Annotated in this window: 25 protein-coding genes and 2 pseudogenes; 16 read left to right on the top strand and 11 right to left on the bottom strand. The window is 68.6% G+C overall.

Annotation, left to right across the window (positions count from 1 at the left end; translation table 11 throughout):
• The first annotated feature begins 5 nt into the window (after positions 1-5).
• Both ACWC09_RS32015 and ACWC09_RS32010 read left to right on the top strand, forming a co-directional pair.
• Positions 6-929, top strand: a complete 924-nt coding sequence (locus ACWC09_RS32015; RefSeq protein ID WP_450854409.1) for an alpha/beta hydrolase — start codon at positions 6-8, stop codon at positions 927-929.
• Positions 930-964: 35 nt separating this feature from the next.
• Entirely contained in the window at positions 965-2,443 is a 1,479-nt protein-coding gene (locus ACWC09_RS32010) for a class I adenylate-forming enzyme family protein (protein WP_450854408.1), read from the top strand.
• A gap of 58 nt (positions 2,444-2,501) precedes the next feature.
• Here the strand turns inward: ACWC09_RS32010 and ACWC09_RS32005 are convergent, their stop codons facing one another.
• On the bottom strand, positions 2,502-2,678 hold the full coding sequence (locus ACWC09_RS32005) for a hypothetical protein (RefSeq protein WP_450854407.1): 177 nt from the start codon (positions 2,676-2,678) through the stop codon (positions 2,502-2,504).
• Between the two features lie 252 nt (positions 2,679-2,930).
• On the opposite strand from ACWC09_RS32005, the gene ACWC09_RS32000 reads away from it, so the two are divergent.
• A complete protein-coding gene (locus ACWC09_RS32000; RefSeq protein WP_450854406.1) occupies positions 2,931-3,569 on the top strand; it encodes a CGNR zinc finger domain-containing protein in 639 nt (212 codons plus the stop codon).
• A 16-nt stretch (positions 3,570-3,585) separates the two neighbouring features.
• Here the strand turns inward: ACWC09_RS32000 and ACWC09_RS31995 are convergent, their stop codons facing one another.
• Positions 3,586-4,095, bottom strand: coding sequence for a winged helix-turn-helix transcriptional regulator (locus ACWC09_RS31995; RefSeq protein ID WP_450854405.1), 510 nt, complete (start codon positions 4,093-4,095; stop codon positions 3,586-3,588).
• Between the two features lie 329 nt (positions 4,096-4,424).
• Here ACWC09_RS31995 and ACWC09_RS31990 point away from each other — a divergent pair, with 329 nt between their 5' ends.
• The 6 genes and pseudogenes from ACWC09_RS31990 (at position 4,425) to ACWC09_RS31965 (ending at position 8,521) form a co-directional block, all read left to right on the top strand.
• Positions 4,425-5,240, top strand: a complete 816-nt coding sequence (locus ACWC09_RS31990) for an oxidoreductase (RefSeq protein ID WP_450854404.1) — start codon at positions 4,425-4,427, stop codon at positions 5,238-5,240.
• A gap of 156 nt (positions 5,241-5,396) precedes the next feature.
• Positions 5,397-6,479 (top strand): SMP-30/gluconolactonase/LRE family protein, encoded by a 1,083-nt coding sequence (locus ACWC09_RS31985; RefSeq protein WP_450854403.1) that lies wholly within the window; start codon positions 5,397-5,399, stop codon positions 6,477-6,479.
• A gap of 50 nt (positions 6,480-6,529) precedes the next feature.
• Positions 6,530-7,111, top strand: a pseudogene (locus tag ACWC09_RS31980) (TetR/AcrR family transcriptional regulator); the annotation flags it as partial.
• A gap of 246 nt (positions 7,112-7,357) precedes the next feature.
• Positions 7,358-7,561, top strand: coding sequence for a hypothetical protein (locus ACWC09_RS31975; protein WP_450854402.1), 204 nt, complete (start codon positions 7,358-7,360; stop codon positions 7,559-7,561).
• A 292-nt stretch (positions 7,562-7,853) separates the two neighbouring features.
• Positions 7,854-8,204 (top strand): DoxX family protein, encoded by a 351-nt coding sequence (locus tag ACWC09_RS31970; protein ID WP_450854401.1) that lies wholly within the window; start codon positions 7,854-7,856, stop codon positions 8,202-8,204.
• A 188-nt stretch (positions 8,205-8,392) separates the two neighbouring features.
• Entirely contained in the window at positions 8,393-8,521 is a 129-nt protein-coding gene (locus ACWC09_RS31965) for a hypothetical protein (protein ID WP_450854400.1), read from the top strand.
• Positions 8,522-8,718: 197 nt separating this feature from the next.
• On the opposite strand, the gene ACWC09_RS31960 is transcribed toward ACWC09_RS31965, so the two are convergent.
• The gene (locus ACWC09_RS31960) at positions 8,719-9,321 is read right to left on the bottom strand and encodes a TetR/AcrR family transcriptional regulator (RefSeq protein ID WP_450854399.1); all 603 of its coding nucleotides are present in this window, start codon (positions 9,319-9,321) and stop codon (positions 8,719-8,721) included.
• A gap of 168 nt (positions 9,322-9,489) precedes the next feature.
• Between ACWC09_RS31960 and ACWC09_RS31955 the strand changes: the two genes are divergently transcribed.
• Positions 9,490-10,203 carry an SDR family oxidoreductase gene (locus ACWC09_RS31955; protein ID WP_450854398.1) on the top strand — a complete coding sequence of 238 codons (714 nt, stop codon included), beginning with the start codon at positions 9,490-9,492 and terminating at the stop codon, positions 10,201-10,203.
• Here ACWC09_RS31955 and ACWC09_RS31950 read toward each other — a convergent pair.
• From ACWC09_RS31950 to ACWC09_RS31930, 5 genes are all read right to left on the bottom strand, one after another.
• A complete protein-coding gene (locus ACWC09_RS31950; RefSeq protein WP_450854397.1) occupies positions 10,173-10,538 on the bottom strand; it encodes a hypothetical protein in 366 nt (121 codons plus the stop codon). The two genes, ACWC09_RS31955 and ACWC09_RS31950, sit on opposite strands and share 31 nt — an antisense overlap.
• 172 nt (positions 10,539-10,710) lie before the next feature.
• Positions 10,711-11,541 (bottom strand): enoyl-CoA hydratase/isomerase family protein, encoded by an 831-nt coding sequence (locus ACWC09_RS31945; protein WP_450854396.1) that lies wholly within the window; start codon positions 11,539-11,541, stop codon positions 10,711-10,713.
• A 112-nt stretch (positions 11,542-11,653) separates the two neighbouring features.
• Positions 11,654-12,460: a strictosidine synthase gene (locus tag ACWC09_RS31940; protein ID WP_450854395.1), complete on the bottom strand. Its 807-nt coding sequence runs from the start codon at positions 12,458-12,460 to the stop codon at positions 11,654-11,656.
• 34 nt (positions 12,461-12,494) lie between these two features.
• Positions 12,495-13,361 (bottom strand): alpha/beta fold hydrolase, encoded by an 867-nt coding sequence (locus tag ACWC09_RS31935; RefSeq protein WP_450854394.1) that lies wholly within the window; start codon positions 13,359-13,361, stop codon positions 12,495-12,497.
• A gap of 66 nt (positions 13,362-13,427) precedes the next feature.
• Positions 13,428-14,423 carry an NADP-dependent oxidoreductase gene (locus ACWC09_RS31930; protein WP_450854393.1) on the bottom strand — a complete coding sequence of 332 codons (996 nt, stop codon included), beginning with the start codon at positions 14,421-14,423 and terminating at the stop codon, positions 13,428-13,430.
• 149 nt (positions 14,424-14,572) lie between these two features.
• On the opposite strand from ACWC09_RS31930, the gene ACWC09_RS31925 reads away from it, so the two are divergent.
• Positions 14,573-15,196 (top strand): TetR/AcrR family transcriptional regulator, encoded by a 624-nt coding sequence (locus tag ACWC09_RS31925; protein WP_450854392.1) that lies wholly within the window; start codon positions 14,573-14,575, stop codon positions 15,194-15,196.
• Between the two features lie 147 nt (positions 15,197-15,343).
• On the opposite strand, the gene ACWC09_RS31920 is transcribed toward ACWC09_RS31925, so the two are convergent.
• Positions 15,344-16,015: a TetR/AcrR family transcriptional regulator gene (locus ACWC09_RS31920; RefSeq protein WP_450854391.1), complete on the bottom strand. Its 672-nt coding sequence runs from the start codon at positions 16,013-16,015 to the stop codon at positions 15,344-15,346.
• A 68-nt stretch (positions 16,016-16,083) separates the two neighbouring features.
• Here ACWC09_RS31920 and ACWC09_RS31915 point away from each other — a divergent pair, with 68 nt between their 5' ends.
• From ACWC09_RS31915 to ACWC09_RS31895, 5 genes are all read left to right on the top strand, one after another.
• Positions 16,084-16,923, top strand: coding sequence for an alpha/beta fold hydrolase (locus tag ACWC09_RS31915; protein WP_450854390.1), 840 nt, complete (start codon positions 16,084-16,086; stop codon positions 16,921-16,923).
• Between the two features lie 594 nt (positions 16,924-17,517).
• Positions 17,518-18,429, top strand: coding sequence for an alpha/beta hydrolase (locus ACWC09_RS31910; protein ID WP_450854389.1), 912 nt, complete (start codon positions 17,518-17,520; stop codon positions 18,427-18,429).
• A gap of 43 nt (positions 18,430-18,472) precedes the next feature.
• Positions 18,473-20,491, top strand: a complete 2,019-nt coding sequence (locus tag ACWC09_RS31905) for a propionyl-CoA synthetase (protein WP_450854388.1) — start codon at positions 18,473-18,475, stop codon at positions 20,489-20,491.
• Between the two features lie 169 nt (positions 20,492-20,660).
• Positions 20,661-21,062 carry a hypothetical protein gene (locus ACWC09_RS31900; RefSeq protein WP_450854387.1) on the top strand — a complete coding sequence of 134 codons (402 nt, stop codon included), beginning with the start codon at positions 20,661-20,663 and terminating at the stop codon, positions 21,060-21,062.
• Positions 21,063-21,657: 595 nt separating this feature from the next.
• Positions 21,658-22,248 (top strand): TetR/AcrR family transcriptional regulator, encoded by a 591-nt coding sequence (locus tag ACWC09_RS31895; RefSeq protein ID WP_450854386.1) that lies wholly within the window; start codon positions 21,658-21,660, stop codon positions 22,246-22,248.
• Between the two features lie 145 nt (positions 22,249-22,393).
• Here ACWC09_RS31895 and ACWC09_RS31890 read toward each other — a convergent pair.
• Positions 22,394-22,654: pseudogene (locus tag ACWC09_RS31890) on the bottom strand (DUF2637 domain-containing protein); the annotation flags it as partial.
• Between the two features lie 377 nt (positions 22,655-23,031).
• Positions 23,032-24,645, bottom strand: coding sequence for a transaldolase (gene tal, locus ACWC09_RS31885; RefSeq protein WP_450854464.1), 1,614 nt, complete (start codon positions 24,643-24,645; stop codon positions 23,032-23,034).
• Between the last annotated feature and the right edge of the window lie 38 nt (positions 24,646-24,683).

Genomic DNA, 24,683 nt, shown 5'->3' with positions numbered 1-24,683 from the left:
CGACGATGACCACCGCACACTCCTTCACCCGTCACGACATCACGTTTCCTTCCGGCGACAGCAGATGCGCCGGGTGGCTCTACCTCCCCACAGGCGTCACCTCCCCTCCCGTCGTCGTCCTCGGGCACGGCCTGGGCGCCACCCGTGAAATGCGCCTGGACGCCTTCGCCGAGCGTTTCGCCCAGGCCGGCATCGCCGCCGTGGCCTTCACCTACCGGCACTTCGGCGACAGCGGCGGCCACCCGCGCCAGCTCCTGTCGATCAAGCGTCAGCTCGCCGACTGGGACGCCGCCCTCGCCTACGTCAAGGCCCGCCCTGACGTCGACCGCTCCCGTGTCGCGGTCTGGGGCAGCTCCTTCGGCGGCGGCCACGCCATCACCGTCGCCTCACGCCATCCCGAACTGCGCGCGGCCGTGGCCCAGTGCCCGTTCACCGACGGTCTCGCCTCCGCGCTCGCGCTGGGCCCGGTCGCCCCACTCAGGATGGTCCCCGTGCTCGCCCGGGATCTGGCGACCAGGGTCCGCGGCAGGGCGCCCGCGATGGTCCCCATCGCCGCCGCCCCCGGTTCGCCGGCCCTCATGAACGCTCCGGACGCCCTGCCCGGGTACCAGGCGCTGCAGCCGGCGGGGAAGACGTTCCGCAACGAGGTGGCGGCACGGGTGATCCCGACCATCGCCGCCTACCGGCCGGGGCGTGCGGCGAAGAAGGTCACCATCCCGATCCTCTTCTGCGTCAGCAACACCGACTCCGTCACGCCTCCCGCCCAGACCCTCCGCTACGCGCGCACCGCGCCCCGGGGAGAGATCAAGAGGTACGACGCCGGCCACTTCGACTTCTACACCGGCAAGACCTTCGAGGCACTGGTACGCGACCAGATCGAGTTCCTCGCCCGCCAACTGCACCCGGCACCCGCCGCGTCGACTCCCTGACCGGATCGCATCACACCGAGACAGGTACGCCTGCCATGAATTTCGCTTCTCTGCCCGACCGCCGCGCCGAGCTCGACCCCCATGGGGCCGCGGTCTCCGACGGGCACCAGTCCCTCACCAACACGCAGCTGCTGAGCCGGGTCCGAATAGCAGCGCGTCAGCTCCAGGACCACGGAATCGGTCCCGGTGGCGTCGTCGCCCTCAAGCTGACGAACCGCGTCGAGTTCGTGGTCCTGCTGTTCGCCGCCTGGCGGCTCGGCGCCACCATCACACCGGTCAACCCGAGCATGACCGACGTCGAAGTGGTGCGACAGCTCCGGGACTCTGGTGCGCGCCTGCTGGTGGTCGAACACGGTGCGGCAGTGGTGCCGCACGGTGTTGCCGTACTCGCCGTCGGCGAACTGTTCGAAGGAGCGGTGGAGCCGGATCAGCCACCGCTGCTGAACCCGGCCACGCTGGCCCTGCTCATCTACACCAGCGGTACGACCGGGGTGCCCAAGGGCGTGATGCTCGACCACGCCAACATCGACGCCATGGTGGAGATGGGACGCCAGGCGTTGGAGGTCGGCCCGGCAGACCGGTGCCTGCTGGTCCTGCCGCTCTTCCACGTCAACGGCATCGTGGTCAGCGTCCTTCTGCCGTTGCTCGTGGGCGCGAGCGTCGTCATCGCGGGCCGGTTCGATCCCCGTACCTTCTTCGATCTCGTCGAGCAGGAGCGCCCCAGCTTCTTCAGCGCGGTGCCGACGATCTACAGCATGCTCGCGGCACTTCCGGACCACGTCCGGCCCGACACATCGTCGCTGCGCTTCGGCGTCTGCGGCGCCGCCCCAGCCTCCGCCGAGCTGCTGATCCGGTTCGAGGCCCGCTACGGGTTCCCCCTCGTCGAGGGGTACGGCCTGTCCGAAGGAACCTGCGGCTCCACCATCAACCCCGTCGCAGGTCCGCGACGCGCCGGGACCGTGGGGCTTCCCTTCCCCGGCCAGGAGATCCGGATCGTCGACACCGACGGCAGCGAGGTGGCGCCGGGCAGCGACGGTGAGGTCGTCGTAAGGGGGGCCAATGTCATGCGGGGCTATCTGGGCCGTCCGGACGAAACGGCCGAGGTCATCGTCGACGGCTGGTTGCACACGGGCGACGTGGGCCATCTCGACGCCGACGGCTATCTGACCCTGGTCGGGCGCTCGAAGGACATGATCATCCGAGGTGGGGAGAACATCTACCCCAAGGAGATCGAGGACGTGCTCACAGGCGACCCGTCGGTGCTCGAAGCCGCGGTGATCGGCGTACCCGATGAGAAGTGGGGAGAGGTGGTGGTCGCCTACGTCCAGCCTCGGCAGGGGTCGACCGTCGATCCTGCGGCGCTGAAAGCCCTCTGCGCCCGCAGCCTCACCGGATACAAGCGTCCGGCGGCGTTCTTCGTGGTGGAAGCGATCCCGAAGAATGCCGTCGGTAAGATCGACAAAACCTCATTGCGTGCCGGCCACGCTGCCCTCTCGACCCCGGCCCGGCCCTGATCAACTTGACGTCCCCTCCTCTTGAAAGCGCGGGATTCCAACCCGGTTGGGTTGAGGTTCACGGATGCTCGAACGGTGTCGGCGCGCTCACCCATTCCGGTCGCGTCGTCTTCGCCGCCGCCGCGGTCATGGTCGCCGTCTTCTTCACGTTCGCGCTCGCCGACCCGCTGCCTCCCATGGAGAGGGGCACGCTCCCGGCGACCACGTGGTGCACGTCCTCGGCCGGCGCGACCACGCGGTCCTCGACACGGCGGGCTCAGAAGGTGGACCCGAATCCCGCGCCGCTCAGCGCCTACCGCGGTGTACTCGGCATCCCCGGCCTCACCGCAGAACGCCGGAAAGTTGATCTCCAGCCTCTGAGCCCACCTTCGCCTTGCCGTGGGCACGGTCGGCGGCCAGGGGACAGGGGTGCGCCCGTCTCAGTGCTCTCAGTGCAGAGCGCTTGCCCGCATCGACTCCACCCATTTAGAATTACGTTCATACTTTAATGGCTCACTCCACCGGGAAACTCTCCATGGACCTCTCCACCAGCACCGCCCTTGTCACCGGGGCCGGACGGGTCTGCCTGGACTTCGCCAACACCCTCCGAAGCCGGTGGAGAACCACGCCGGAGGAGACACTCCGGGAGCCGGAAGACCTGATGGGCTGGCTCCGCGAGGCTCTTTTGCTCGCACCGGGGACCACGGATCCCGCCACGGCAGCCGTTCTCATGTCCGCCCGACGGCTGCGCGAGAGCGTCGACCGGGCCGTACTGGCGGTCGCCGACGGCCGACTGCCCGCATCCGGCGACGTGACGCTGCTCAACCGATCGGCAGCGGCGGCCCCCAGAGCCGCCCTGCAACTCGCCGTCACCGACGACGGCTTGGAGGCCGCCGGCACGACGACGCTCGCCGCCGACCCCACGCTCGCGCCGGCGCTCATCGCCCAGGACGCCGTCGAGTTGCTTTTGTCCGCTGAGATCCGGCGCGTACGCGTCTGCGAAGCGGACCGCTGCGCACTGCGCTTCCTGGACCGCTCCCCGGCCCGCAACCGCCGCTGGTGCTCCATGTCCCGCTGCGGAAACCGCACCAAGGTCCGCCTCCATCAGTCGCGTACACGACAGAGCGGCCGGCATACGGAAAGCTGACGGAGGAGTCCTCAGCTCATTCGGACGACCTCATGCGAAAGGCCGGGCCGGGGATGCTCTCGATGTCCTTCACTTGTACAGGGTGGCCTCGTTCGCAGCGAATCCCGACGTCGACGTGCGCGCCGCACTCGCGGTGCCGAGCCAGTACCGCCGGCCCTTCCGGGTCGGCGCGGTAACGGTCACCCCACTGCAGCAGCCCCATCACGGCGGGCACCAGATCCATGCCCTTCGGGGTGATCACATACTTCGGCCGACTTCGCGAACCGGGCTCCTTGTACGTCTCGGTCGCGAGGATCCCTTCCTCCACCAGCATCCGAAGCCGCGTCGCCAGCAGGTTACGAGGACAGCCCAGGACCCGTTCGAAGTCCCCGAACCGGGACGAGCCGTACCACACCTCACGCAGGATCAGGATCGTCCACTTCTCGCCCACGATCTCAAGAGTTCGCGCGATCGAGCAGTTGGACGTGTCCCGGTCGAGTCGGGGGTCCATGCCTGCGCCCTGGAGAACTTCGGTCCACGCATCCATGGGAGCGATTCTAACCGCGTTTGAGTTTACATTTATATACTCAGCCATCGAGGCCCGCCGGAGCACTCGCCCCTCACCGGCGAAGAAGCCAGGGCCCACCTGGGTCGGGCGCCCGCCTCGAGTCTCTCCCGAACGGCCAGACACCGGCCAACCGCCTGATGAAGTCGGCGCTCAGCGCACGTTAGGAGAGCCCGTGAATACCGACTCCCCACGTTTCCGGACCCTCTCCCAGATCGCCAGACGTGACCCCTTGCCATAGACCGACGACCGACATATGGTCGTACGACCGTAAGATATACGAACGTAATTCAAACTCAAGGGAGTCTGTCATGGCGACAACTCGGCCGGTGGCGCTCGTGACAGGGGCCTCATCGGGGATCGGCAAGGAGACGGCCCGCGCCTTCGTCACGGCGGGTTTCGAGGTGATCGGAACCGGCCGCAGGACCTCCGGACTCACCCCGCCCACCGGTGTGAAGTACCTCGATCTCGACGTCGGCAGTGACGACTCGGCCACCGCCGCGGTCGGAGAGGTGATCGACCGGTACGGACGCATCGACGTCCTGGTCAACAACGCGGGCATCGGCTCGGCGGGCGCCGTCGAGGAGAACTCCGTCACCCAGGCCCAGAACGTCCTGAACATCAACGTCCTCGGCGTCATCCGCATGACGAAGGCCGTCCTGCCGCACATGCGCGCCCAGGGCGGCGGACGCATCATCAACATCTCGTCCGTCCTCGGGGTCGCCCCCCAGCCCTTCATGGCCCTCTATGTCGCCGCGAAGCACGCGATCGAGGGCTACTCCGAGTCGCTGGACCACGAGGTCCGCGAGCACGGTGTGCGGGTCCTCCTCGTCCAGCCCGCCTACACCAAGACCAGCTTCGACACCAACGCCGCACAGCCCGACACCCCGCTGCATCTGTACGCAGAGCGGCGGCGCGACTTCGACAAGATGATCGCGGATGCGATGAAGGACGGCGACGACCCCGCCGTCGTCGCCAAGGTGATCGTCACCGCGGCCACCGACAAGAAGCCGAAGCTGCGTTACACCGCCGGACCGCTGGCCGCACGCGTCACCACGGCTCGCCGCCTCGTCCCCGCCGGAACGTTCGACAAGCAGATCCGCAAGAACAACCACCTGCCCACCTGACACCCCGGCCCGGCGTCAAAGGCTCCGATGGCATCCAGGTCCGGCTTCAGGGGCGCCGATTGCGCCCGAACGCCTCCGATGTACCCGACATCACTGCCATCACCGATGTCCTCGAAAGTCCATCGATCAGTCACTCGTTGATTACCGAGGAGAGTCATGCAGCGGCAACGCCAGCACACGGCCCAGCGCAGTGCATCGAGCACACGGCGTTTTCTGAAGAAGAACGTCGGCATCGCGCTGGCGGTCACCGCGACCGCGGCCGTCCTGGTCTCGGCGCCGTCCGCGTCCGCGGGGACGGGACCCTCGTATCGCGGATCCGTTGTCACCGACGTGACGACCGTGGCGACGTTCGACTACGCCGGGGGCGAGATCCCCGAGAACATCACCGCCAACCCCGACGGCTCGGTGACCCTCTCCATGCTCGGCAGCTGCGCGGTGTGCCAGCGCACCCATGGGCCGGAGCTGATGCGTATCTCCGCGTCCGGGCAGCGCACGGTGCTCGCCACCGGGCAGGTGGGTGAGGCGATCAGCGGCAACGCCCGTGGCAGTGACGGCACCGTCTACTACGCGCTGTGGGCCCCGGGCAACGCGGCCAGGAACGGCGTGTACAAGCTGCTGGCGGACGGTTCCTCTCAGCGTGTCGCCGCTCTGCCCGCCGACTCGGGCCCGAATGGGCTGGCCGTCGACTCGGCCGGACGCACCCTCTACATCGCCGACAGCCTGAAGGGCATCATCTGGTCCGTTCCGGTCTCGGGCGGATCGGTGACCCCGTGGCTGACCGACGACGCTCTCGCGCCGGTGCCGACCGAAGCGCTGCCGATCGGCGCCAACGGGCTCAGGTTCCACAACGGCGCGCTGTGGGTCAGCAACTTCAACAAGGGCACCCTGCTGCGGGTACCGATCACCGGCACCGGCACGGCCGGTCCCATCCGCCAGGTCACCGGCGGCCTGCCCAACATCGACGACCTCAGCTTCCTGACCCCCTGGTCCGATGTGGTGTTCGCCGCGCAGAACGGCTCCTCCTCGCAGAACGGTCCGGACAGGGTCGTGGTGGTCTACCCGAACGGCACCTACAAGCCCGTCCTGACCAGTGCGGACGGTCTCGCCTCGCCCTCCGCCACCGCGGTTCGCGGCGACCGGCTGTACATCACCGACGGCGGGGTCCCCGAGCCCCACGACCCGAAACTGCAGACCGCCAGGATCAACCTCCCCGCGCTCCTTGCAGGCGCGGCCCACTGACCCGACCAGCGGCAGCCGGGGCGCAAGCCCGGGCTGCGACGGAGGAACACATCGTGCGGTACGCGAAAGAACACAAGCAGGAGACAAGGCAGCGGATCATCACGACGGCCGGCCGCCGGCTCAAGCGCAACGGTTTCGACGGCTCCGGAGTGGCCACGCTCATGAAGGGCGCCGGCCTGACCAACGGCACCTTCTACGCCTACTTCGCCTCCAAGGACGAACTCATCGCCACCGCGGTCGCTGACCAGATGCGCGCACAGCACGAGAACATCGTCACGCAGGCGGCACCCGGCCGCGCCGGACTCGAACAGATGATTCGCTGGTACTTCTCTACCGAACAGCGCGACAGCGTCGAGGACGGCTGCCCCAACGCCGCCCTGCTCGACGAGATAGCACGCTCCACGGATCCCACCAGGCAGGCGTACACCGACGGCGCACTGACCCTCATCGACGGCTTCGCCGCCCGCCTGGCACCCCATGACCCACCGTCGGCGCGTCTGAAGTCACTCAGCCTCCTCGGCATGATGGCCGGGACCTTGCAACTCTCCCGTGCCCTGACCGACCGGCAACTCGCCGACCAACTCCTCGAAGAGGGCATCCACAACGCCCTGGCACTGCTGGATGCCGAGCAGCACGACCGCTCGCTTGGCCTCCGCATTCGTGACCCATCCCACCCGGGGAGGCGCGTGCCCAGCCTGCACCTGGCCGAACGCGCCGCCCAGCCGGACCGCCGGTCCTACCTCTACCGACTGACCTGACCGGCCCCAGCGATGAGCGGCGCATTCGGCGCCTGTCCGGGCTGGACTTCGGACTGGTCTTCGGCAGCCTGAGCGCAGCCCTCAGCGCTCTCCCGATCGGGTGAGCAGCCACCCGCGGACGTGGTGGCCCTGTCGCCGTGGGTGCGCTCCGCGTGGGCGGCCTTCGCCACCACCGGCAACCCCGGCCGGCCCGAGTGCGACACCGAGCAGCGTCTCACCCAGCGCATCGACACCGATCCCGGCGGTACCCCCTACCCGGCCGAAACCACCCTCCGCATCTGGACGGACCACGCCTTCAACTCCCTCCCGCTACGCCCGTCCTGAGTGCCACCGGCGCAGAAGCGAGGCCTGGCCGACTCCGCCCTTCCGTCGGCAGCGCTGCGCCGAGGTCCCGGTGCGGGGCCTTTCGGCTTACCGGTGACACCGCCACCGCCACAACGCCCGATCCCGAACCGGTGGGAACGACTGGGCCGCTCCCACCCGGCATCACCTGGTCACCTCGCCCACGCCCACAGCGATGCCCGGGACACGAGGCACTCACATGACCGCGGCTCATCGCCTGCCGCCCTGAATTCCTCGACCGATCGACTGTCCCCCTCTCTCTCCGGAGTTCTCCATGTTCATCGCCTATGTCGTCCTCGCCGTCGCGCTGTCCCTGCTGCTGGTCTCCAGTGCCCGTTCCGACATCACCCGCGACCCGAAGGTCACAGAGCAGCTCAAGGCGGTCGGGGTGCCCGACAGCTGGTTCCTGCCGCTCGGCCTGGTCAAGATCGCGGGCGCTCTGGGGCTGCTCGCCGGCATCGCCTACCGGCCGTTGGGCATCGCGGCGGCGATCGGGGTCGTCCTGTATTTCCTGGGCGCCGTGATCACGCACCTCCGTGCAGGCGACATGAAGGGAGTCGGCACCCCGACCGTCATCATGCTCGTTGCCGTGGCGCCGCTCGTGCTGGGGTTCGCGACGCTCTGACCGTGCTCCACGATCGCGATCGGACCGGCCCGTGATCACACCGCGCAGCCACTGCCAGACACTTGCCTCCAGCGCCCGGGCCGGAGGCGAGTCGCCCCCGGTGCGGCTGGCGCCGGCCATGTCCGGGACGGCCCACGCCGGCCGCCCCGGACAGCCTCGGACTTGCGGGCGACCACGGCGCGCGGTCCTTGCCGGCCTTCCTGACCCAGCGGACGCAACTGCGCCGACTGCTCCCCGACGAGATCGACATCCGGCTCCCCATCACCCTGGCCGTCCGCCGCGAGGCGGTGACACACGCCGCCGTACGCGCCCTGTGAGCCGCTCTTCGGCAAGAGGTCGCCGAACGGGCCGACGAACTGCTTCCGGAGTGAACGCCGACGAGATTCAGGTGCGGTGGACTCCCGCCGCTCGAACCGCAGCCGCCGCCCGGTCGCGGCGGTCGGGATCAGAGCCATGCCGCAGCCGAAGACCACCCTGATGCTCGCGCTCGCCTGGGCCGGAGGCCGACCGCGCTTCAGCGAGGCAGCAGGACGTCGACCTGCCTCCGGATGTCCTGCACGATCTGCTCGACGCTCAAGCCGATGTTCACGCTCGCCGCCGTGCTGAGGAACATCACGGCGGACACGATGTGTGCCAGCGTCGCGGCGTCGCCCTCCGTGACCCGCTCGTCTCGGCGCAGCGCGGCCGCGATGGCCTCCTCGGCCTGCGCGACGATGGCGAGTGCCGCGCCGTGCCGGGGCTCCTCGGGGTCGCCGAAGACCATCTCTCGCAGGTAGGTACGTCCGTTGTCGATCTGGGTGCGGTTGCACTCCACGATCGGCCGGACGATCGCCATCACCGCGTCCAGCACGCCCGGGACGGTCTCGGCGTCCGCCCGGCCCTGCTCGAGCGCTTCGGCGTACTTGGCGTTCTGCACGAGCAGGAGGAGTTCGCCCTTGGTCTTGGCGTAAAGGAACAGGGTCCCGGTGCCGATGTCGGCCTTGTCGGCGATCTGCTGGGTCGTGACCTCATCGATGCCGTGTTCGGCGAACAGCTCGGTGGCGGCAGCGACGATGCGGTCGAATTTCTCCTGCTTGTTCCGCTCGCGCCGTCCGACCGGCCGGGGGGCGACAGACATGGCGGTGTCCTCCGGGAATAGATTCTGACTGCAGTCAGTTATGATTACGCTCGCTACCGCGTGGGCTCGAATACGGCTGTGCTCATTCTCCCACGACAGGGTGAGGAGTCATTGCTGCATCCGTGCAGAGCCACGCACTTCACATCCCCTCAGAACGAAGGAACACCCATGCCCTCCCTCGACGAAGCAGTCGTCCTCGTCACCGGCGCCAATGGCGGTATCGGCACCCACTTCGTCCACGAGGCCCTGGCTCGCGGCGCCGCCAAGGTCTACGCCACCGCCCGTTCCCCCCGCGTCTGGGACGACGAGCGCATCGTCCCCCTGGCGCTTGACGTCACCGACCGCGCGTCGATCGACGGGGCCGTCTCCGCCGCGGCGGACGTCACCGTGCTCGTCAACAACGCGGGCGCCACACCGCCGAGCGCGAGTCTGCTGGACGTCTCCGAGGCGGACATCCGGGCGAACATGGAGACAAACTTCTTCGGACCGGTCCTCCTTGCCCGCGCCTTCGCACCGATCCTCGCCGCCAAGCAAGGGTCGATCCTCGTCGACGTGCACTCCGTTGCCAGCTGGTACGCCTTCGGCGGCGTCTACAGCGCGTCCAAGGCCGCACTGTGGTCGGCCACCAACTCGCTGCGCATCGAGCTCGCACCCAAGGGCGTCCACGTGACGGGTGTACACATGGGCTACGTCGACACCCGGATGGCCGCGCACGCCGACGGACCCAAGATGCTGCCGACGCAGCTGGTGACGACGGTCTACGACGCGGTCGAGGCCGGCGAGTACGAGGTCCTGGCCGACGAGTTGACCCAGGGGGTCAAGGCGGCTCTGAGCGGCCCGGTCGAGGCGCTCTACCCGGACCTGCGCGGCACGAACGCCTGAACTTGTCCTTCGGTCCCGATGTGATCTCCTGACGTCGGGAGCGCGTGATCCATGGGGTTCGAACGGTTTGCCGGCATCGCGGAGGCGCGCACCGTCGCGGACTCGGACAGGCCATGCCCGGCGAGCGCTTCATCGAGCATCATCCGGTGCAGTTCGCCCAGCGACCGCCAGGGTACTTCCCCGACACCACCCGCAACCCTCTCGGCGCACGGGCCGCGCCACTGGGTGGTGAGCCCTGGCCAGTCGGCCCGTGCCCCGACGCGGGCGCCGACGCGCTCGAATGCGCCGGCGATGCCGGGGCGCCGGTCGACCAGGGTACGGACGACGTCGAACACCGCACCGCGTCCGCGGCGGCGCCGATCCGTCGGTGGTCCTCGGTGGTGACCGGGCTTCGCGCCATGGTTCCCCCCCGCCGGGCACGCGTACGAAGACGAACAAGGTGGGACTCGCGACAGAACGAGCACGGCCGCGGCATCCGCTGCGTACGTGCTCGCTTACTGCCGGGTGTCAGCGTCGCTGGTTGGCGACGCCGATGTGGTGCCCGAGACGGTATTCGAAGTCAATGCCGGCCTGTTCGGCGACGGCCTGCATGCCGGCGGCGCGGGTGAGGAAACCGGGGAGGGTGAGGGAGTGGGTGAACTCGTGGTACGCGGCGACCAGGTCCGCGTCCGGGGGCAGGGATGCCCGGTTGATCTGGGCTTTGGCCGAGGCGAGTGAGGTGCGGTCGAAGGAGGCGAGCCGGGCGGCGACGGTACCGACGAAGGCGTCGAGTTCGCTGTCGGGGAGGGCGCGGGTGACCCAGCCCCAACGCTCGGCGGTGTCGGCGTCGTAGTCGTCGCTGGTGAGGATGGCTTCCAGGGCGCGGTCGCGTCCGATGGCGCGAGGGAGGCGTTCGGTACCGCCCCCACCGGGCAGCAGTCCGCCGCCGACCTCGGGCTGTCCGAAGATCGCCTTCTCACGACTGGCGTAGCGCAGATCGAGGGCGAGGGCGAGCTCGTTCCCGCCGCCGCGGGTGCGTCCCCGGATGACCGCGATGGTGATGTACGGCGCCCTGGAGAGTTCCAGGACCAGATTCGTCCATGCCGGCACCGCGTCCGGGTCCTCGGGGGCGGGGAAGTCGGCGGCGGCGGCCAGGTCGAAGTGGTTGTAGAAGAAGTCGGGGGTGGCGCTGTCGAACAGCACGACCTGGATGTCCGGGTCGGTGGCCAGTTCCTCGACGATTTCGATGAGGCGCAGGACGGTCTCGCCGACGATGAGGTTGACGGGCGGGTTAGCGAAGGTGATCTTCGCGATCTGCGGTGAGGTGCGCTCGTAGTGGATGGTGCTGGGCTCGCTCATGGCTGGCTCCGGATACGAATACGTGATGGGCGATGGGTGTCAGACGGCGGCGGGGCGCGAGGAGGGCCGGGAAGCGTGGCGCGGATGCATTGCCGAGCGGAGCCCGCGCCGCTCACTCCTCGTAGTGCGGGAGGATGTCGCCGTTCTTGACGTAGGTGAGGGCGGTGGTGACGTCGTAGGCGTGGATCGCGGAGACCTGCGGTGCCAGCCGGTCGGACAGGTCCTCGATCGCGTTGCCGGTGAAGAAGGCGTCCCGTGCCGCGGTGTCGGTGAACCCGAGGCTGACCGAGGCGTGGAAGCGCTGGTCGTGGGGGTTGTCGTGGGCGACGTCCGGGGTGTCCCAGAGCCTTTCGCTCCAGGGCAGGAACGTCTGCGTGCGCAGTTCCTTCAGCACTCCGGTGCCGGCGAGCGCGGGAGCGAGCTGCTCGTTGACGAACTTCCGGAAGGCGCCGGCGCCGACGCCGTCTCTGCGGCGCAGGTAGACGAGAGCGCGGGCACCGACCGTCTGTCCGGGGCCTGCGACGTCGTACCAGCGGGAGGAGTTCGGCGGGCCGGCGTAGAGCAGGGTGCGGCGGAACACGTTGATCTCGTCGGCGTAGGCCAGCTTCGTCTGCTTGCGCCCTTTCAGGGGTGCAAGCGCCGATGGGAAGGTGACTTCCGCGACGCCGTCGATCTTCCGGTCTGCGGGGATCGCGGTCTGGACCCCGTCGGTGGCCGGCCACCGGCCCGGGTTGTGCTCGGCGAGGTGGATCTGCCGGTACTCCTCCAGGCCCGGGGTGGCGGAGATGATCCCTGAGTGCGGGCCCTTCCAGTGGTCCATGCCGGTCTGGCGGGGCTGGTCGGTCCGCACCCACAGCAGGATCGAGGAGGTGAGGTGCTTCTTCACTTCCAGGGGTGCGGCGGCCGGTGACGTGCTCATGGTGTTGCCCTTCTCTTCCTGGTCTGACGCGTTGTCATGGCGCGAGGAACTTGACCGCCACGGGGGCGAACCGGTCGTGGTACTGGAAGATGCCGCCGTGCCCGGAGTCGGGGTAGATGATCAGCTCACTGCCCTTGATGCGCCGGTGCAGGTCCTCCGACAGGACCGACGGCACCATGCGGTCGTTGTCGCCGTTGGCGATCAGGGTGGGCTGCGTGATCGACGACAGGTCGTCGGGGGCGGAGCGCCCCCACTTCTTGATCGCCTTCAACTGTGTCTGGAACGCCTTGACCTTGATCTCCGCGTCGCGGTCGACGGTGCGCTCCTTGAGCCGGTTGACGAACGCGCGCCCGGCGGCCTTGCCGGTGGCGTTGCGGTTGAAGAACAGGAACTCCTTCGGGTCCGAGCGGGTCAAGGTGGCGCGCAGGATGTCCCAGTAGGTGGTTCCGGCGACCTTGTCCATGTCCTTGCCGCCCTTGGGCCCGGTGCCGGTGAGGACGAGCTTGCGGACGAGTTCGGGGTGCTTCACCACCAGGGCCTGGGCGACCATGCCGCCGAGGGAGAAGGAGAAGACGTCGATCTTGTCGTACCCGAGCGCCTTGATGAAGGTGTAGGCGTCGTCGGCCATCGCCTCGACACTGTCCGGCACCTGGCCGGTGGACGCCCCGACACCGCGGTTGTCGAAGGCGATGACGTGACGGCCCTTCGCGATGGGATCGATGATGCGGGGGTCCCAGTTGTCCAGGGTCGCGGCGAGGTGGACGAAGAAGACGACGGGGATGCCGCCCTTCGGTCCCAGCTCGCGGTAGGCGTAGGTGACGCCGCCGGCGCTGACGGTGCGGGCCGGGGCCTTCGCGTAGGAGGTGATGACGGCTTCGTTCGGGGTGCCGGGGCTGCTCATGACGGATTCTCCTTGTGCGTTTTGTGTCGCTGTGTGTTTTGTGTCGCCCGTCGCGGTTGCGGCGGGTCAGCTGTTGCCGATGACGGCCTTGCCGCGGATGCCGCCCTGGGACAGGGACTGCAGCGCTTGGGGGATCTGGTCGAAGCCGACCACCTTCCCGACGACCGGGCGCACCACGCCCTGGTCGATGAGGGTGGTGATCTGGCGGAGCTGGTCGCCGCTGGCGCGCATGAGCAGGAACTCGTACGTCACGCCGAGCTTCTTGGCCTGCCTGCGGATCTTGCCGCTCAGGGCTGCGACCGCCAGGCGTAGCAGCGGGTTCAGACCTGCCTCGCGGGCGAACGCGGGGTCCGGGGGACCGGCGATCCCGATGGCTTTGCCGCCGGGCTTGAGCACCCGCAGGGACTTCTCGAGCGTCTCCCCACCGAGGCTGTCCAGCACCAGGTCGTAGCCGGTCAGGAGCTGCTCGAAGTCCTGGGTGCGGTAATCGATCACCGTGTCCGCGCCGAGCGCGCGCACGAAGTGCGCGTTGGAAGCGCTGGCGGTCGTGGCGACGCGCGCACCGAGGTGCGCGGCGAGCTGGATCGCGATCGAACCGACCCCGCCGGCGCCGGCGTGGATGAGAACCTTCTGCCCGGGCCGCACCCTCCCGCGCTCCACCAGCGCCTGCCACGCCGTGAGCGCCACCAGCGGCAGCGAGCCGGCCTCATCCATGCTGATCGAGGCGGGCTTGAGTGCCACGTCGTCCTCCGCGACGGCGATGCGCTCGGCGAACGTGCCGATGCGGTCCTGGGCGGGCCGGGCGTAGACCTCGTCTCCGGGCTTGAAGCCGCGAACCGCCGTCCCGACACCGATGACGGTGCCCGCGACGTCGTTGCCCAGGATCAGCGGCAGCTTGTAGGGCAGGATCTGCTTGAACTCACCGGCGCGGATCTTCTCATCCAGCGGGTTCAGCCCGGCGGCCTCCACCCGGACCAGCACGTCGTGCTCCCCCACGGTGGGCTCGGGGACGTCCGCCTCCTGCAGCGGCTCCTTGTACTTGGCGACGACGAACGCTCTCATGGGGCGCCACTCCTAGCTCTTGTCCTTTTTATCCAATTTTGAGATTGGATCGGCAAACTCGGTGCGGCATCCAGGGCCTCGCCCCACCCGACTAATCCGAGTACACTCAACTATGAGTTCACTCAGAAATATTGTCAAGGGAGATCCCCATGGGAAGCGGTCACATGCCGATCGGGCGCCGCGAGAGGGCCAAACAGGACAAGCGCGAGCGCATCATGACCGCAGCCCGCGAGCTGTTCGTCGAACACGGCGTCAGCGGGGTCACGACGCAGCAGGTCGCCCGCCGGGCCGATGTCGCGATCGGGACGCTCTACCTGTACGCGTCCACGAAGGCCGAGTTGCTGATCATGGTGCAGAACGAGAAGTTCGCCGCCGCCATCGAGGACGGCCTCGCCGCCGCGAACGCCGCCGTCGGACAGGGCGCGCTGGAGCCGGTCATCGCTCTCATCCGTCCCGTGGTGGAGTGCATGAGGGAGCACATCGAGAACGGCCGCACATACCTGCACGAACTCGTCTTCGGCGACCCGGCCGAGCCCTTCCGGCAAGCGGGCCTGGCCCTTGCCGGCCGTCTCGAGGACGGCGTCACCGGCCTGCTCACCCGCGACGAGCACATCGGCGCCGCCCACGCGGCGACGCTGGCGCGGGTGATCACCGCGATCATCCACCTCAGCACCACCGCGACCGCTTACCTGCACCGCAGCGACGAAGCCGTGCTCGCCGACATCCGCGACCAGATCCACGCCACCCTGGCGCCCCACCACCGCGCCGCATGACCGCTCGCTCCACGCGCCAACCAACAACCCCCCAGACAGGGGACACCTCATGAGCACGCACAAGGGCGTCGTCGCCCTCGGCGCCGGAACAGCGGGTACGTCACCGCGATCCGCGCCGCACAACCCGGCAAGACCACTCGGCTGCGGTCAGGCTCCCGGGCCCCCCGCCTCCGACCGGTCGCCGTTGCCGTGTGTCAGTGACGCGAGAATCCCCGCGCGGCAGACATCGAGGATTTCGTCCGCCAGCGGAGAACCGTCGGGGCATGCCCGCGACAACACGACCGCGCCGACCGAATGGGCGAGCGTGTCGATCACCAGGGCTCGGGCCGCACCCTGGTCAGTATCCCCCCGCGTACCGCTGTGGGCCTGGAGGACCGTGAGCAGCTTCTCGATCCCTGCCGCGAACTCTGTCTTGATGTCCACCGACTGACGGGCCGCATCGCCGCTGAGAGCCGCGACGGTACAGCCGTCACCGCGCCCGTCGCGATGCTCCCGCGAGACGTAGCGCTCGATGAACTCGGCGGGGTCCAGGCCTTCCGCCCGTGCCGCGGTGTGCGAGAGCCCGCTTGCGGACGCTTCGGCCATCAGGTCGGCCTTGGAGCGGAAGTGCTTGTAGAACCCGCCATGCGTGAACCCGGCGGCTGCCATCAGTTCCGCCACACCGACACCGTCGTAGCCGCGCTCACGGAACAGCCTGGCGGCTGTCGCGACGATGTGGGCACGGTTGCGCTCTGCCTGCGCCTTGGTGACCCGCACGATCGGCCGCCCTTTCCTCAATTGACGCTCGACCGTCAAGCGTACATAGATGTCGATCGACATCAAAGGTCTTGACTTTTTAAATTACGACCGTCATCTCATTGCTTACCCCCTCCAGAAAGGCTCAGACCATGAGTGACAGGCATGTGACCGCCCCGACTCAGTACATCGAGGTCGACGGCGACCGCTTCGCCTACCGACGCTGGGGCAAGCCCTCCGGCGTCCCGATCTTCCTGCTCCAGCACTTCCGTGGGGGAATGGACAACTGGGATCCGCTGCTCACCGACGGCCTGGCCGAAGGCCGTGAGGTCATCCTGTTCAACGGGCGCGGCATCGCCTCGTCATCCGGCACGCCGCGCAACCGGATGGAGGACATGGCCGACGACATCGCCGCCGTCATCCGGGCGTTGGGACTGTGGCAGGTCGATCTGCTCGGCTTCTCGATCGGCGGTTACCAGGCACAGGAGGTCACGCTGCGCCACCCCCAGCTGGTGCGCAGGCTCCTCCTGCTCGGCACCGGCCTCCGCGGCGGGGACCCGACGAGTGACCCCCGGGTGCCTCAATACGCGCTGAATCCGGTCCCCACCCTGGAGGACTTCCTCTTCCTGTTCTTCGGCCGCTCGGAGGCCGCGGTTGAAGCGGGCCGGGCTTTCTGGGAGCGACGTCACCAGCGGGCCGACCAGGACGCACCGAGCTCGCCCGAAGTCGCGCAGGCGCAGTTCGAAGCGACCATCGCCTATGCGGAGCCGCTGCCGGGCGAGAATCCCTATGCCCACCTGAACGCGATCACCCAGCCGACCCTGGTCCTCAACGGCGTGAACGACGTGATGATCGCCTCGATCAATTCCTGGCACCTCGCCCAGAACATCCCCAACGCTCAACTGTTGATCTACCCCGACGCCGGGCATGGAGCGCAGTTCCAGTATCCCGAGCGGTTCCTGAAGCACGCCCTTCAGTTCCTCGACGAGTAGCACCCGTGCAGTCGCTGATGCCTGGTATGCAATGACGGCCCAGACCAACGGGCCCCAGGACTGCGACAAGCGCGCCTTCTCGTCCGCGAAGTCCTGTACGCCTCCACGGTCGCAGACACAGGACAGTCCGGCGGCCGGATCGCCGCCGATCCCGTCGGCTTGACCAGTCGCTCGGCAATCCGACAGGCCTACCGGTACGGCCGGCCGAGGCAGGCAAGCCCGCGCGATGCAGGCAGGGCGCAGTGGCGCCCGGCTGTCGCGCCCGCACCCACCGCCACGCGACCGCACCGAAGCCAAGCCTGGACGCGGCGGCAGAATCCCCGGACCGCCGGCGCGGACGCCGCCCACAGGCGCGTCGCACGCACTCGCCCCACGGGCCCCCGGGCGGTCCGCTCCACAGGTCGCGACCCGCCTGCAGGCGCCCCGCAGGATCGATGCCCGATGCCCCGTCATGGGCCTCCGCGCATCCATGAGGTGATTCCAGGCACTCCTGAGTTCACTTTCTTATACTCAGCAAGTAGCGTCATGACCAGCACATCGACCGGCCGCCGCGGGGGAACCCGGCACGGCGCCCGCCCGAGAAGGAGCACCACCATGGGAGTAAGCCCAGAGGCACACGAGTTCGCGGAGTTCCTCGCGAGCGTGAGCGCGAAGTCGTCGACACCCGGTCTCGACCTGGCCGTCATCCGCGACATCGTCGACTCGAACCACAAGGCGTCGACCGAGCCGGAAGGCGTCACGTATGCCGAGGTGGACGCGGGCGGCGTCCCCGCCCTGTGGGCCATCCCCGAGGGCGCCGACCCCGACAGGGCACTGCTCCACTTCCACTTCGGCGGATCCGTCACCGCCTCCATGCACTCGGACCGCAAGGCCGCCGGCCACATCGCCAAGGCCGCCGGAGCCCGCTCCCTCGTCGTGGACTTCCGCCTGGCGCCCGAACACCCCTACCCCGCGCAGCTCGACGACGCCGAGACGGCCTACCGCTGGCTGCTCTCGCAGGGCTACGAGCCGCGGAACATCGGCAGCACGGGCCACTCGATCGGCGGGACGCTCGCGGTCATGCTCCCGCTGCGCCTGCTCGCGAAGGGGGAGGCCACCCCGGGCGCGATCGTCAGCGTCTCACCGTGGACCGACCTCACCATCCAGAACGCGTCGGTGGACGAGAACGAGGACAACGACAAGATGCTCAGCAGGAACACCCTCGAGCTCTTCCGAGGAGCCTGGCTGCAGGATCCCGCCGTGGACTTCACCGACCCCGCGATCAGCATCGCGAACGCCGATCTGACCGGCCTGCCGCCCACGACCGTCCACTACGGCGAGTACGAGACCCTCGCCGACGACGGCGCCGAACTCGGCCGCCGCCTCGCGGACTTCAAGGTCACCTCCGAGGTCCACCCGATGCCCGAAGGGCAGCACTCGTTCGTCCTGGGCGCCGGGCGCGTACCCGAGGTGGACCAGGCGATCCAGCAGATGGGTCAGTGGCTGCGCAAGCACCTCGGCACGTGAGCAGAAGCCGTACCTGTCGACGGCCGGGCGCCGCACCACCGCCATGCCGGCGACCGGTCCGCCGGTCTCCGGCATCCTGCTCGACCATGCCGGCCGGTGTGCGGTACTTGTGTCAGACACCGTTCCGCAAGCAGCCCCACCACCGTCCCTCGATGCCACAAAGGAGTGCGCGATGGGAACGTACGAGGACGTCTTCCGCTCGAGTACCGAGGACCCGGAGAGCTTCTGGCTGAAGGCGGCGGAGGGCATCGACTGGGATGTCGCTCCGCAACGCGCCCTGGACTCCTCGGGCGCCCCCTTCTACCGCTGGTTTCCCGACGGGCGGCTCAACGTCTGTTTCAATGCGCTCGACCGGCACATCGAAGCCGGCCGGGGCGAACAACCCGCGCTCGTCTACGACTCCCCCGTGGCCGACACCCGCCGCACCTACACCTACGAACAGCTGAGGAACGAGGTGGCGGCCTTCGCCGGAGCCCTCGCACAGCTCGGCGTGGGACACGGCGACCGCGTGGTCATCTACATGCCGATGGTCCCCGAGGCCGCTGTCGCGATGCTGGCCTGCGCACGCATCGGCGCGGTCCACTCGGTCGTCTTCGGCGGGTTCGCCCCGCGCGAACTCGCCCTTCGCATCGACGACGCCGCCCCCAAGGTGGTCGTGTCCGCCTCCTGCGGCATCGAGGGCAAGCGGGTCATCGCATACAAGCCCCTGCTCGACCAGGCCATCGAACTCGCGGTCCACAAGCCGGAGAAGTGTGTGATCCTGCAACGCCCGCAGGAACGCGCCGAGTTGGGGCCCGACGATCTCGACTGGGGCGATCTGGTCGCCGCCGCGCCGCCGGCCGACTGCGTTTCCGTCGCCGCCACCGATCCCCTGTACATCCTCTACACGTCCGGTACGACCGGAAAGCCCAAGGGAGTCGTCCGCGACAGCGGCGGCTACGCGGTCGCCCTGCACTGGTCCATGGGCGCCGTGTACGACGTGGGCCCGGGCGAGACGATGTTCACCGGCTCCGACGTCGGCTGGGTCGTCGGGCACTCGTACATCGTCTACGCGCCATTGCTGGTCGGCGCGACGACGGTGCTGTACGAGGGCAAGCCGGTGGGCACCCCGGACGCGGGCCAGTTCTGGCGGGTGGCCGCCGAGTACCGGGTCAAGACCATGTTCACGGCGCCCACCGCCTTCCGAGCGATCAGGAAGGAGGACCCGAAGGGGACGCTCACCACCGGCTACGACCTCTCCCACCTGCGCTATCTCTTCCTGGCCGGTGAGCGCCTCGACCCCGAGACGTATCACTGGGCGAGCGACCTGCTGGGCGTCCCGGTGATCGACCACTGGTGGCAGACCGAGACCGGCTGGCCCATCGTCGCCAACCCCGTGGGCATCGAGGCCGCTCCCCTCAAGCCCGGCTCCCCGACGCGCCCGCTGCCGGGCTGGGACGTCCGCGTCCTCGACGCCTCGGGCAAGCCGGTGCCCGCGAGCGTCGACGGCGCGATCGTCGTAAGGCTTCCCCTGCCGCCCGGCGCGCTCCCCACTCTCTGGAAGGACGACGACCGCTACGTCGCCTCCTACCTCTCCGCCTACGACGGCTACTACCTCACCGGCGACAGCGGCCACATTGACGACGACGGCTACGTCTTCGTCATGGGCCGCACCGACGACGTCATCAACGTCGCCGGACACCGGCTGTCCACCGGCAGCATGGAAGAGGCCCTGGCCGCCCACCCCGACGTCGCCGAATGCGCCGTCATCGGCGTCGCCGACGAACTCAAGGGACAGATCCCGCGCGGCTTCGTCGTCCTGAAAGCCGGCAGCGACCGCGAATCGGGCGAGGTCGAGGCCGAACTCGTCCAGCTCGTACGCGAGCGCATCGGCGCCGTCGCCTCCCTCAAGGAGGTCACGGTCGTGGCCGCCCTGCCCAAGACCCGCTCGGGAAAGATCCTCCGCAAGACCATGCGCGGCATCGCCGACGGCCGCGACGAACCCATCCCCTCCACGGTGGACGACCCCGGCGTCATCGAGAGACTCCGCCCGGTCCTCCGCCGCCCCGGTCACACCCTGTGAAGGGCTGACAGCGCCCTGGCGGACGGTGGCCGAGCGCGGCCGCCGGACTCCGCGCGGCACGGCCTGTCGGCCAGGGTGGGGATGCCCTGAGATGATGTGAACCGACTCCCATGTCTTCCTCAGCGATCCCGCTCGGGGCCTCGCACCCCGAGCGGATCAATTGGGCGACGTGGTGCTGCAGAACCTGCGCAGCGGGCTTCCCGAGGTGTGGAAGTACGAAGACACCGCCTCCGTGGCGCCAGTGGCGTTGTCGGAAGACGTCGCCGCCGTTCTTGAACGCCTTGAGCGTGGCCTTGATATGACCGAGGTCAGGACGCGACCCGCCGCCATCGAGTTCGCCTGCCGACTCGCTGAGCCATCAGCGAAGCCAATTCGCGACTACAGGCTCGTCCACACAGGTCTGCTTGATCAGCTCTACAAGGAAACGGCCCGTGTCGCCTGGTCCCAGGAGCTCAGCAACGCGACGGCTCTCACCCTGAGCACGATGGCCTCCGAGTTAGCCGATCGTACGGCGGAACGGGCTGTCGGGCCTACCAGAGGGAACACGACCGCCGACTGCAGCGGAGACTGATCGTGATCAACGAGGCCGGGCCCCGGATCGGGACCGCCCTGGACACCACCCGTACCGCGCAGGAACCGGCGGACGTCGGTGCCGACCGCCTCGTCGCCGTCGACCTCCTTTCCTCCGCCCTCCAGAAGGAACCAACAGACGCGATTCCTTTGCGCGGCCCGGTAAGGCGACCTTGGTGCGATTGCCACGGCGGGACGTGGGGCATCAGCGGCGATTGTTAGCGAGAGAGCGACCCAGGGGCGCAGGGCGCATGGACCGCTCGGCAGACGCGTACACGTCCGTTCTCGGCCAAGAGAGGCAGGTCGGTGGCGTCCTGGAGGATGGAGGCCGGTGCGCTGTGGGGTAGTCGGCGAGGCTCTTGGCGATGGGCGACACCATGAGCCTCGCCGACGATGGCGAGTTCAGGCGGTGGGCCCACGCCTGCCCGCACGGTGAAGGCCCGACGCTCGCCCGTCACCCTTGCCGCAGAGGGCACTGGCGACGAGGTGGCCGGCCGCCGCCGCTGCCGACTCTTCGAATTACATTCGCAATACCATAGAATGACGACGTCTGTGAAGGTCAACCGGCCCTTCCGGTCGGCGATGGAGGGCGTGCTGTGGTCCGCTACGGAAAAGAGCACAAGTCGGAGACGAGGCGGCGGATCATCGAGACGGCGGGCCGCCGGTTCAAGCAAGACGGTATCGACGGCTCGGGGGTTTCGACTCTCATGAAGGACGCAGGGCTGACCAATGGGGCCTTCTATGCTCATTTCGAATCCAAGGATGACCTCGTCACCACGGCAATCGCCGATCAGCTGAAGGCGCAGGCCGAGAACGTCGTCGCGCTGGCCGCGCCCGGCCGTGCCGGACTCGAGCAGATTGTGCGGGGATACCTGTCGCCCCAGCACCGCGACAGCCTTGGCGACGGCTGCCCCAACGCCGCTCTGCTCGACGAGATCGGGCGCTGCACCGACACCACCAGGCAGGCGTACACCGACGGCGTGCTGGTCCTCATCGACGGCATTGCCGCCCGCATGGCGCCCGACGCCCCGTCCTCAGCGCGCGTGAAGGCGCTCAGCCTCCTCGGCCTGATGGCCGGGACACTGCAGCTCTCGCGCGCCTTGACCGACAGTCAACTCGCCCATGAACTCCTCGATCAGGGGATAGACAACGCTCTCGCCCTGCTGGACGCCGGGCAGTGCGCCTGACGAACGGTATTCCTGGACCCGGGTTTCGACCCTGGCTGTCTCCCTCTCCCAATAGCCCTGCCGTCATATCCAGCCGGTCAACGGGGCGATGCACCAGGAGTTCCACCGACAGCAGCAACGCGGCGGGAGGCCGTCCGGCGACAAGGACCGGCTGCCATTCCAGAGCCGGTGCCGCCGCGATGTTCGCCGCCGGCGAGACCGCGATCCCCAACAAGAAAGCCGCCCACACCGCGCCCCGTGCCCGGCGTGTGTGGAGTGCCGTGGCCTTCAGCAGGCCGGCCGTGGCCAGGAGCAGGAGCCCGTCAACGGACGGCGGCCACAACGAAGCACTGACCGTATCGGCACCGCCCTGCAGCGCGAACTCCCGCTGATGAATGTACGAGGCATGGGCCGCGACTCCGGGCACGACGAGAGCACACAGAGGCCGGATACACGTCCAGGTCGAAGCCCCGGCTCCCGGCAACCCTCTCCTGAGGCTCGATATCAGCACTCATCAAGCCCGCCATCCGGCACCCCGCCCCAGTGCACAACGCGTGCACACTTCCTCGGGAACTCCCAGGTAGAAGGAGGAAGGTCCCACACGCAGGAAAGGGCTCCGCCCGGCCTATAAGACCAGGTCAGAGCCCTAACGACAGACGAGCCAGGCTGAACGCCGGGTACAGCCCTGTCTGGTAAAAAAATTGCTCTGCCCTGCGCGGACGTATCGAATCGTCCAGTGCGATGCACACTTCTCGCGGTTACCCGCTGCTTATTTCGGTCACCTCTCGAGGCCACCCGGCCGCCTCAGTCGGCCACTGTGGGCGCCTTGTTCGGCCGCGCGTGCCGTACGGCATTCAGGAGGCTGTCCCAGGACTGCTGAAACTTCTGGATCCCTTCGGTCTCCAGGGCTTGAGTGACATTGCGGAAGGAAATCCCCAGCCCGGCGAGGGCATCGAGGTCGGAGCGGGCCTGCTCGTAGGTTCCGGCGATGGTGTTGCCGGTGATCTCGCCGTGGTCGGCAGCGGCGTCGAGGGTGGCCTCCGGCATGGTGTTGACGGTGCCCGGTGCAACCAGCTCGGTGATGTAGAGGGTGTCTGGATAGGAGGGGTCCTTGACACCTGTCGAGGCCCATAGCGGGCGCTGTTTGTTCGCCCCGGCCCGGTAGAGGGCGGCCCAGCGGCCGGAGGAGCGTGTCGATCCGTCGGCGGAGCCGAACACCTCCTCATAAGCCTCATAGGCGAGACGGGCGTTGGCCAGGGCGGCCTTGCCGCGGGCTTCCTTGGCCTCGGGGGTGCCGATCGCGTCGAGGCGCTTGTCGATCTCGGTGTCGACGCGCGACACGAAGAAGGAGGCGACGGAGTGAATCCCGGAAAGGTCCAGGCCGCGCTCCCCGGCCTTCTCCAGGCCGGCGAGGTAGGCGTCCGTGACCTCGCGGTAGCGCTCCAGCGAGAAGATCAGCGTGACGTTGACGCTGATACCGAGGCCGATGACCTCGGTGATCGCCGGGAGACCCGCCTTGGTGGCCGGGATCTTGATGAGCGTGTTGGGACGGTCGACCAGCCAGGCCAGCTGCTTGGCTTCGGCCACGGTCGCGGCCGTACCGTGTCTGAGACGCGGGTCGACCTCGATGGAGACCCAGCCGTCACGGCCGCCGGTGGCGTCGAACACCGGGCGCAGGACGTCCGCCGCGCCCCGGACATCCGCGGTGGTGATCATGCGGACCGCCTCGGAGACCGTCACACCGCGCAGCCACAGTTCGCGGATCTGGTCCGCGTAGTCCTCACCCCTGCCGACCGCCTGCTCGAAGATGGTGGGGTTGGTGGTCACGCCGACCACGTGCCTGCGCTCGATGAGTTCGGCGAGATTGCCGGAGGTGATCCGCTTGCGCGACAGGTCGTCCAGCCAGATCGCGACGCCTTCTTCGGAGAGGCGCTTGAGTACGTCGTCGGTCACGGAAGTCACTTCTCCACTGGTGCCTGCGTCATGGCTGCCATCCAGGGCGGCGAGGGAGTCACGTGCCGCGGCTGCGACGTTCTCGGCTGTGAAGCCGAACTCGCGGAAGAGGACCTGGGCGTCGGCGGAGGCGCCGAAGTGCTCCAGGGAGACGATGCGCCCGGCGTCGCCGACGTACCGGTGCCAGGTCAGGCCCACTCCGGCCTCGACCGCGACCCTGGCCTTCACCGAGGGGGGAAGGACACTCTCGCGGTACGGCGCGGACTGCTCCTCGAACCACTCCGCGCACGGCATCGACACCACACGTGTACCGACCCCCTCCGCTTCCAGCCGCTCGCGCGCCTCGACGCAGACATGCACCTCGGAACCGGTCGCGATCAGGATCGCCTCCGGCGTCTCGGTGGAGGACTCGAACAGGACGTAACCACCCTTGGCGGCATCCTCGTTGGGCTCGTACGTCGGCACGCCCTGACGGGTCAGCGCGAGGCCGTGCGGGGCGCCCT

Source organism: Streptomyces sp. NPDC001617 (assembly GCF_053596855.1).
Note: the sequence above shows the minus strand (reverse complement) of the source record. Positions and strands in the feature narration are given on the sequence as shown.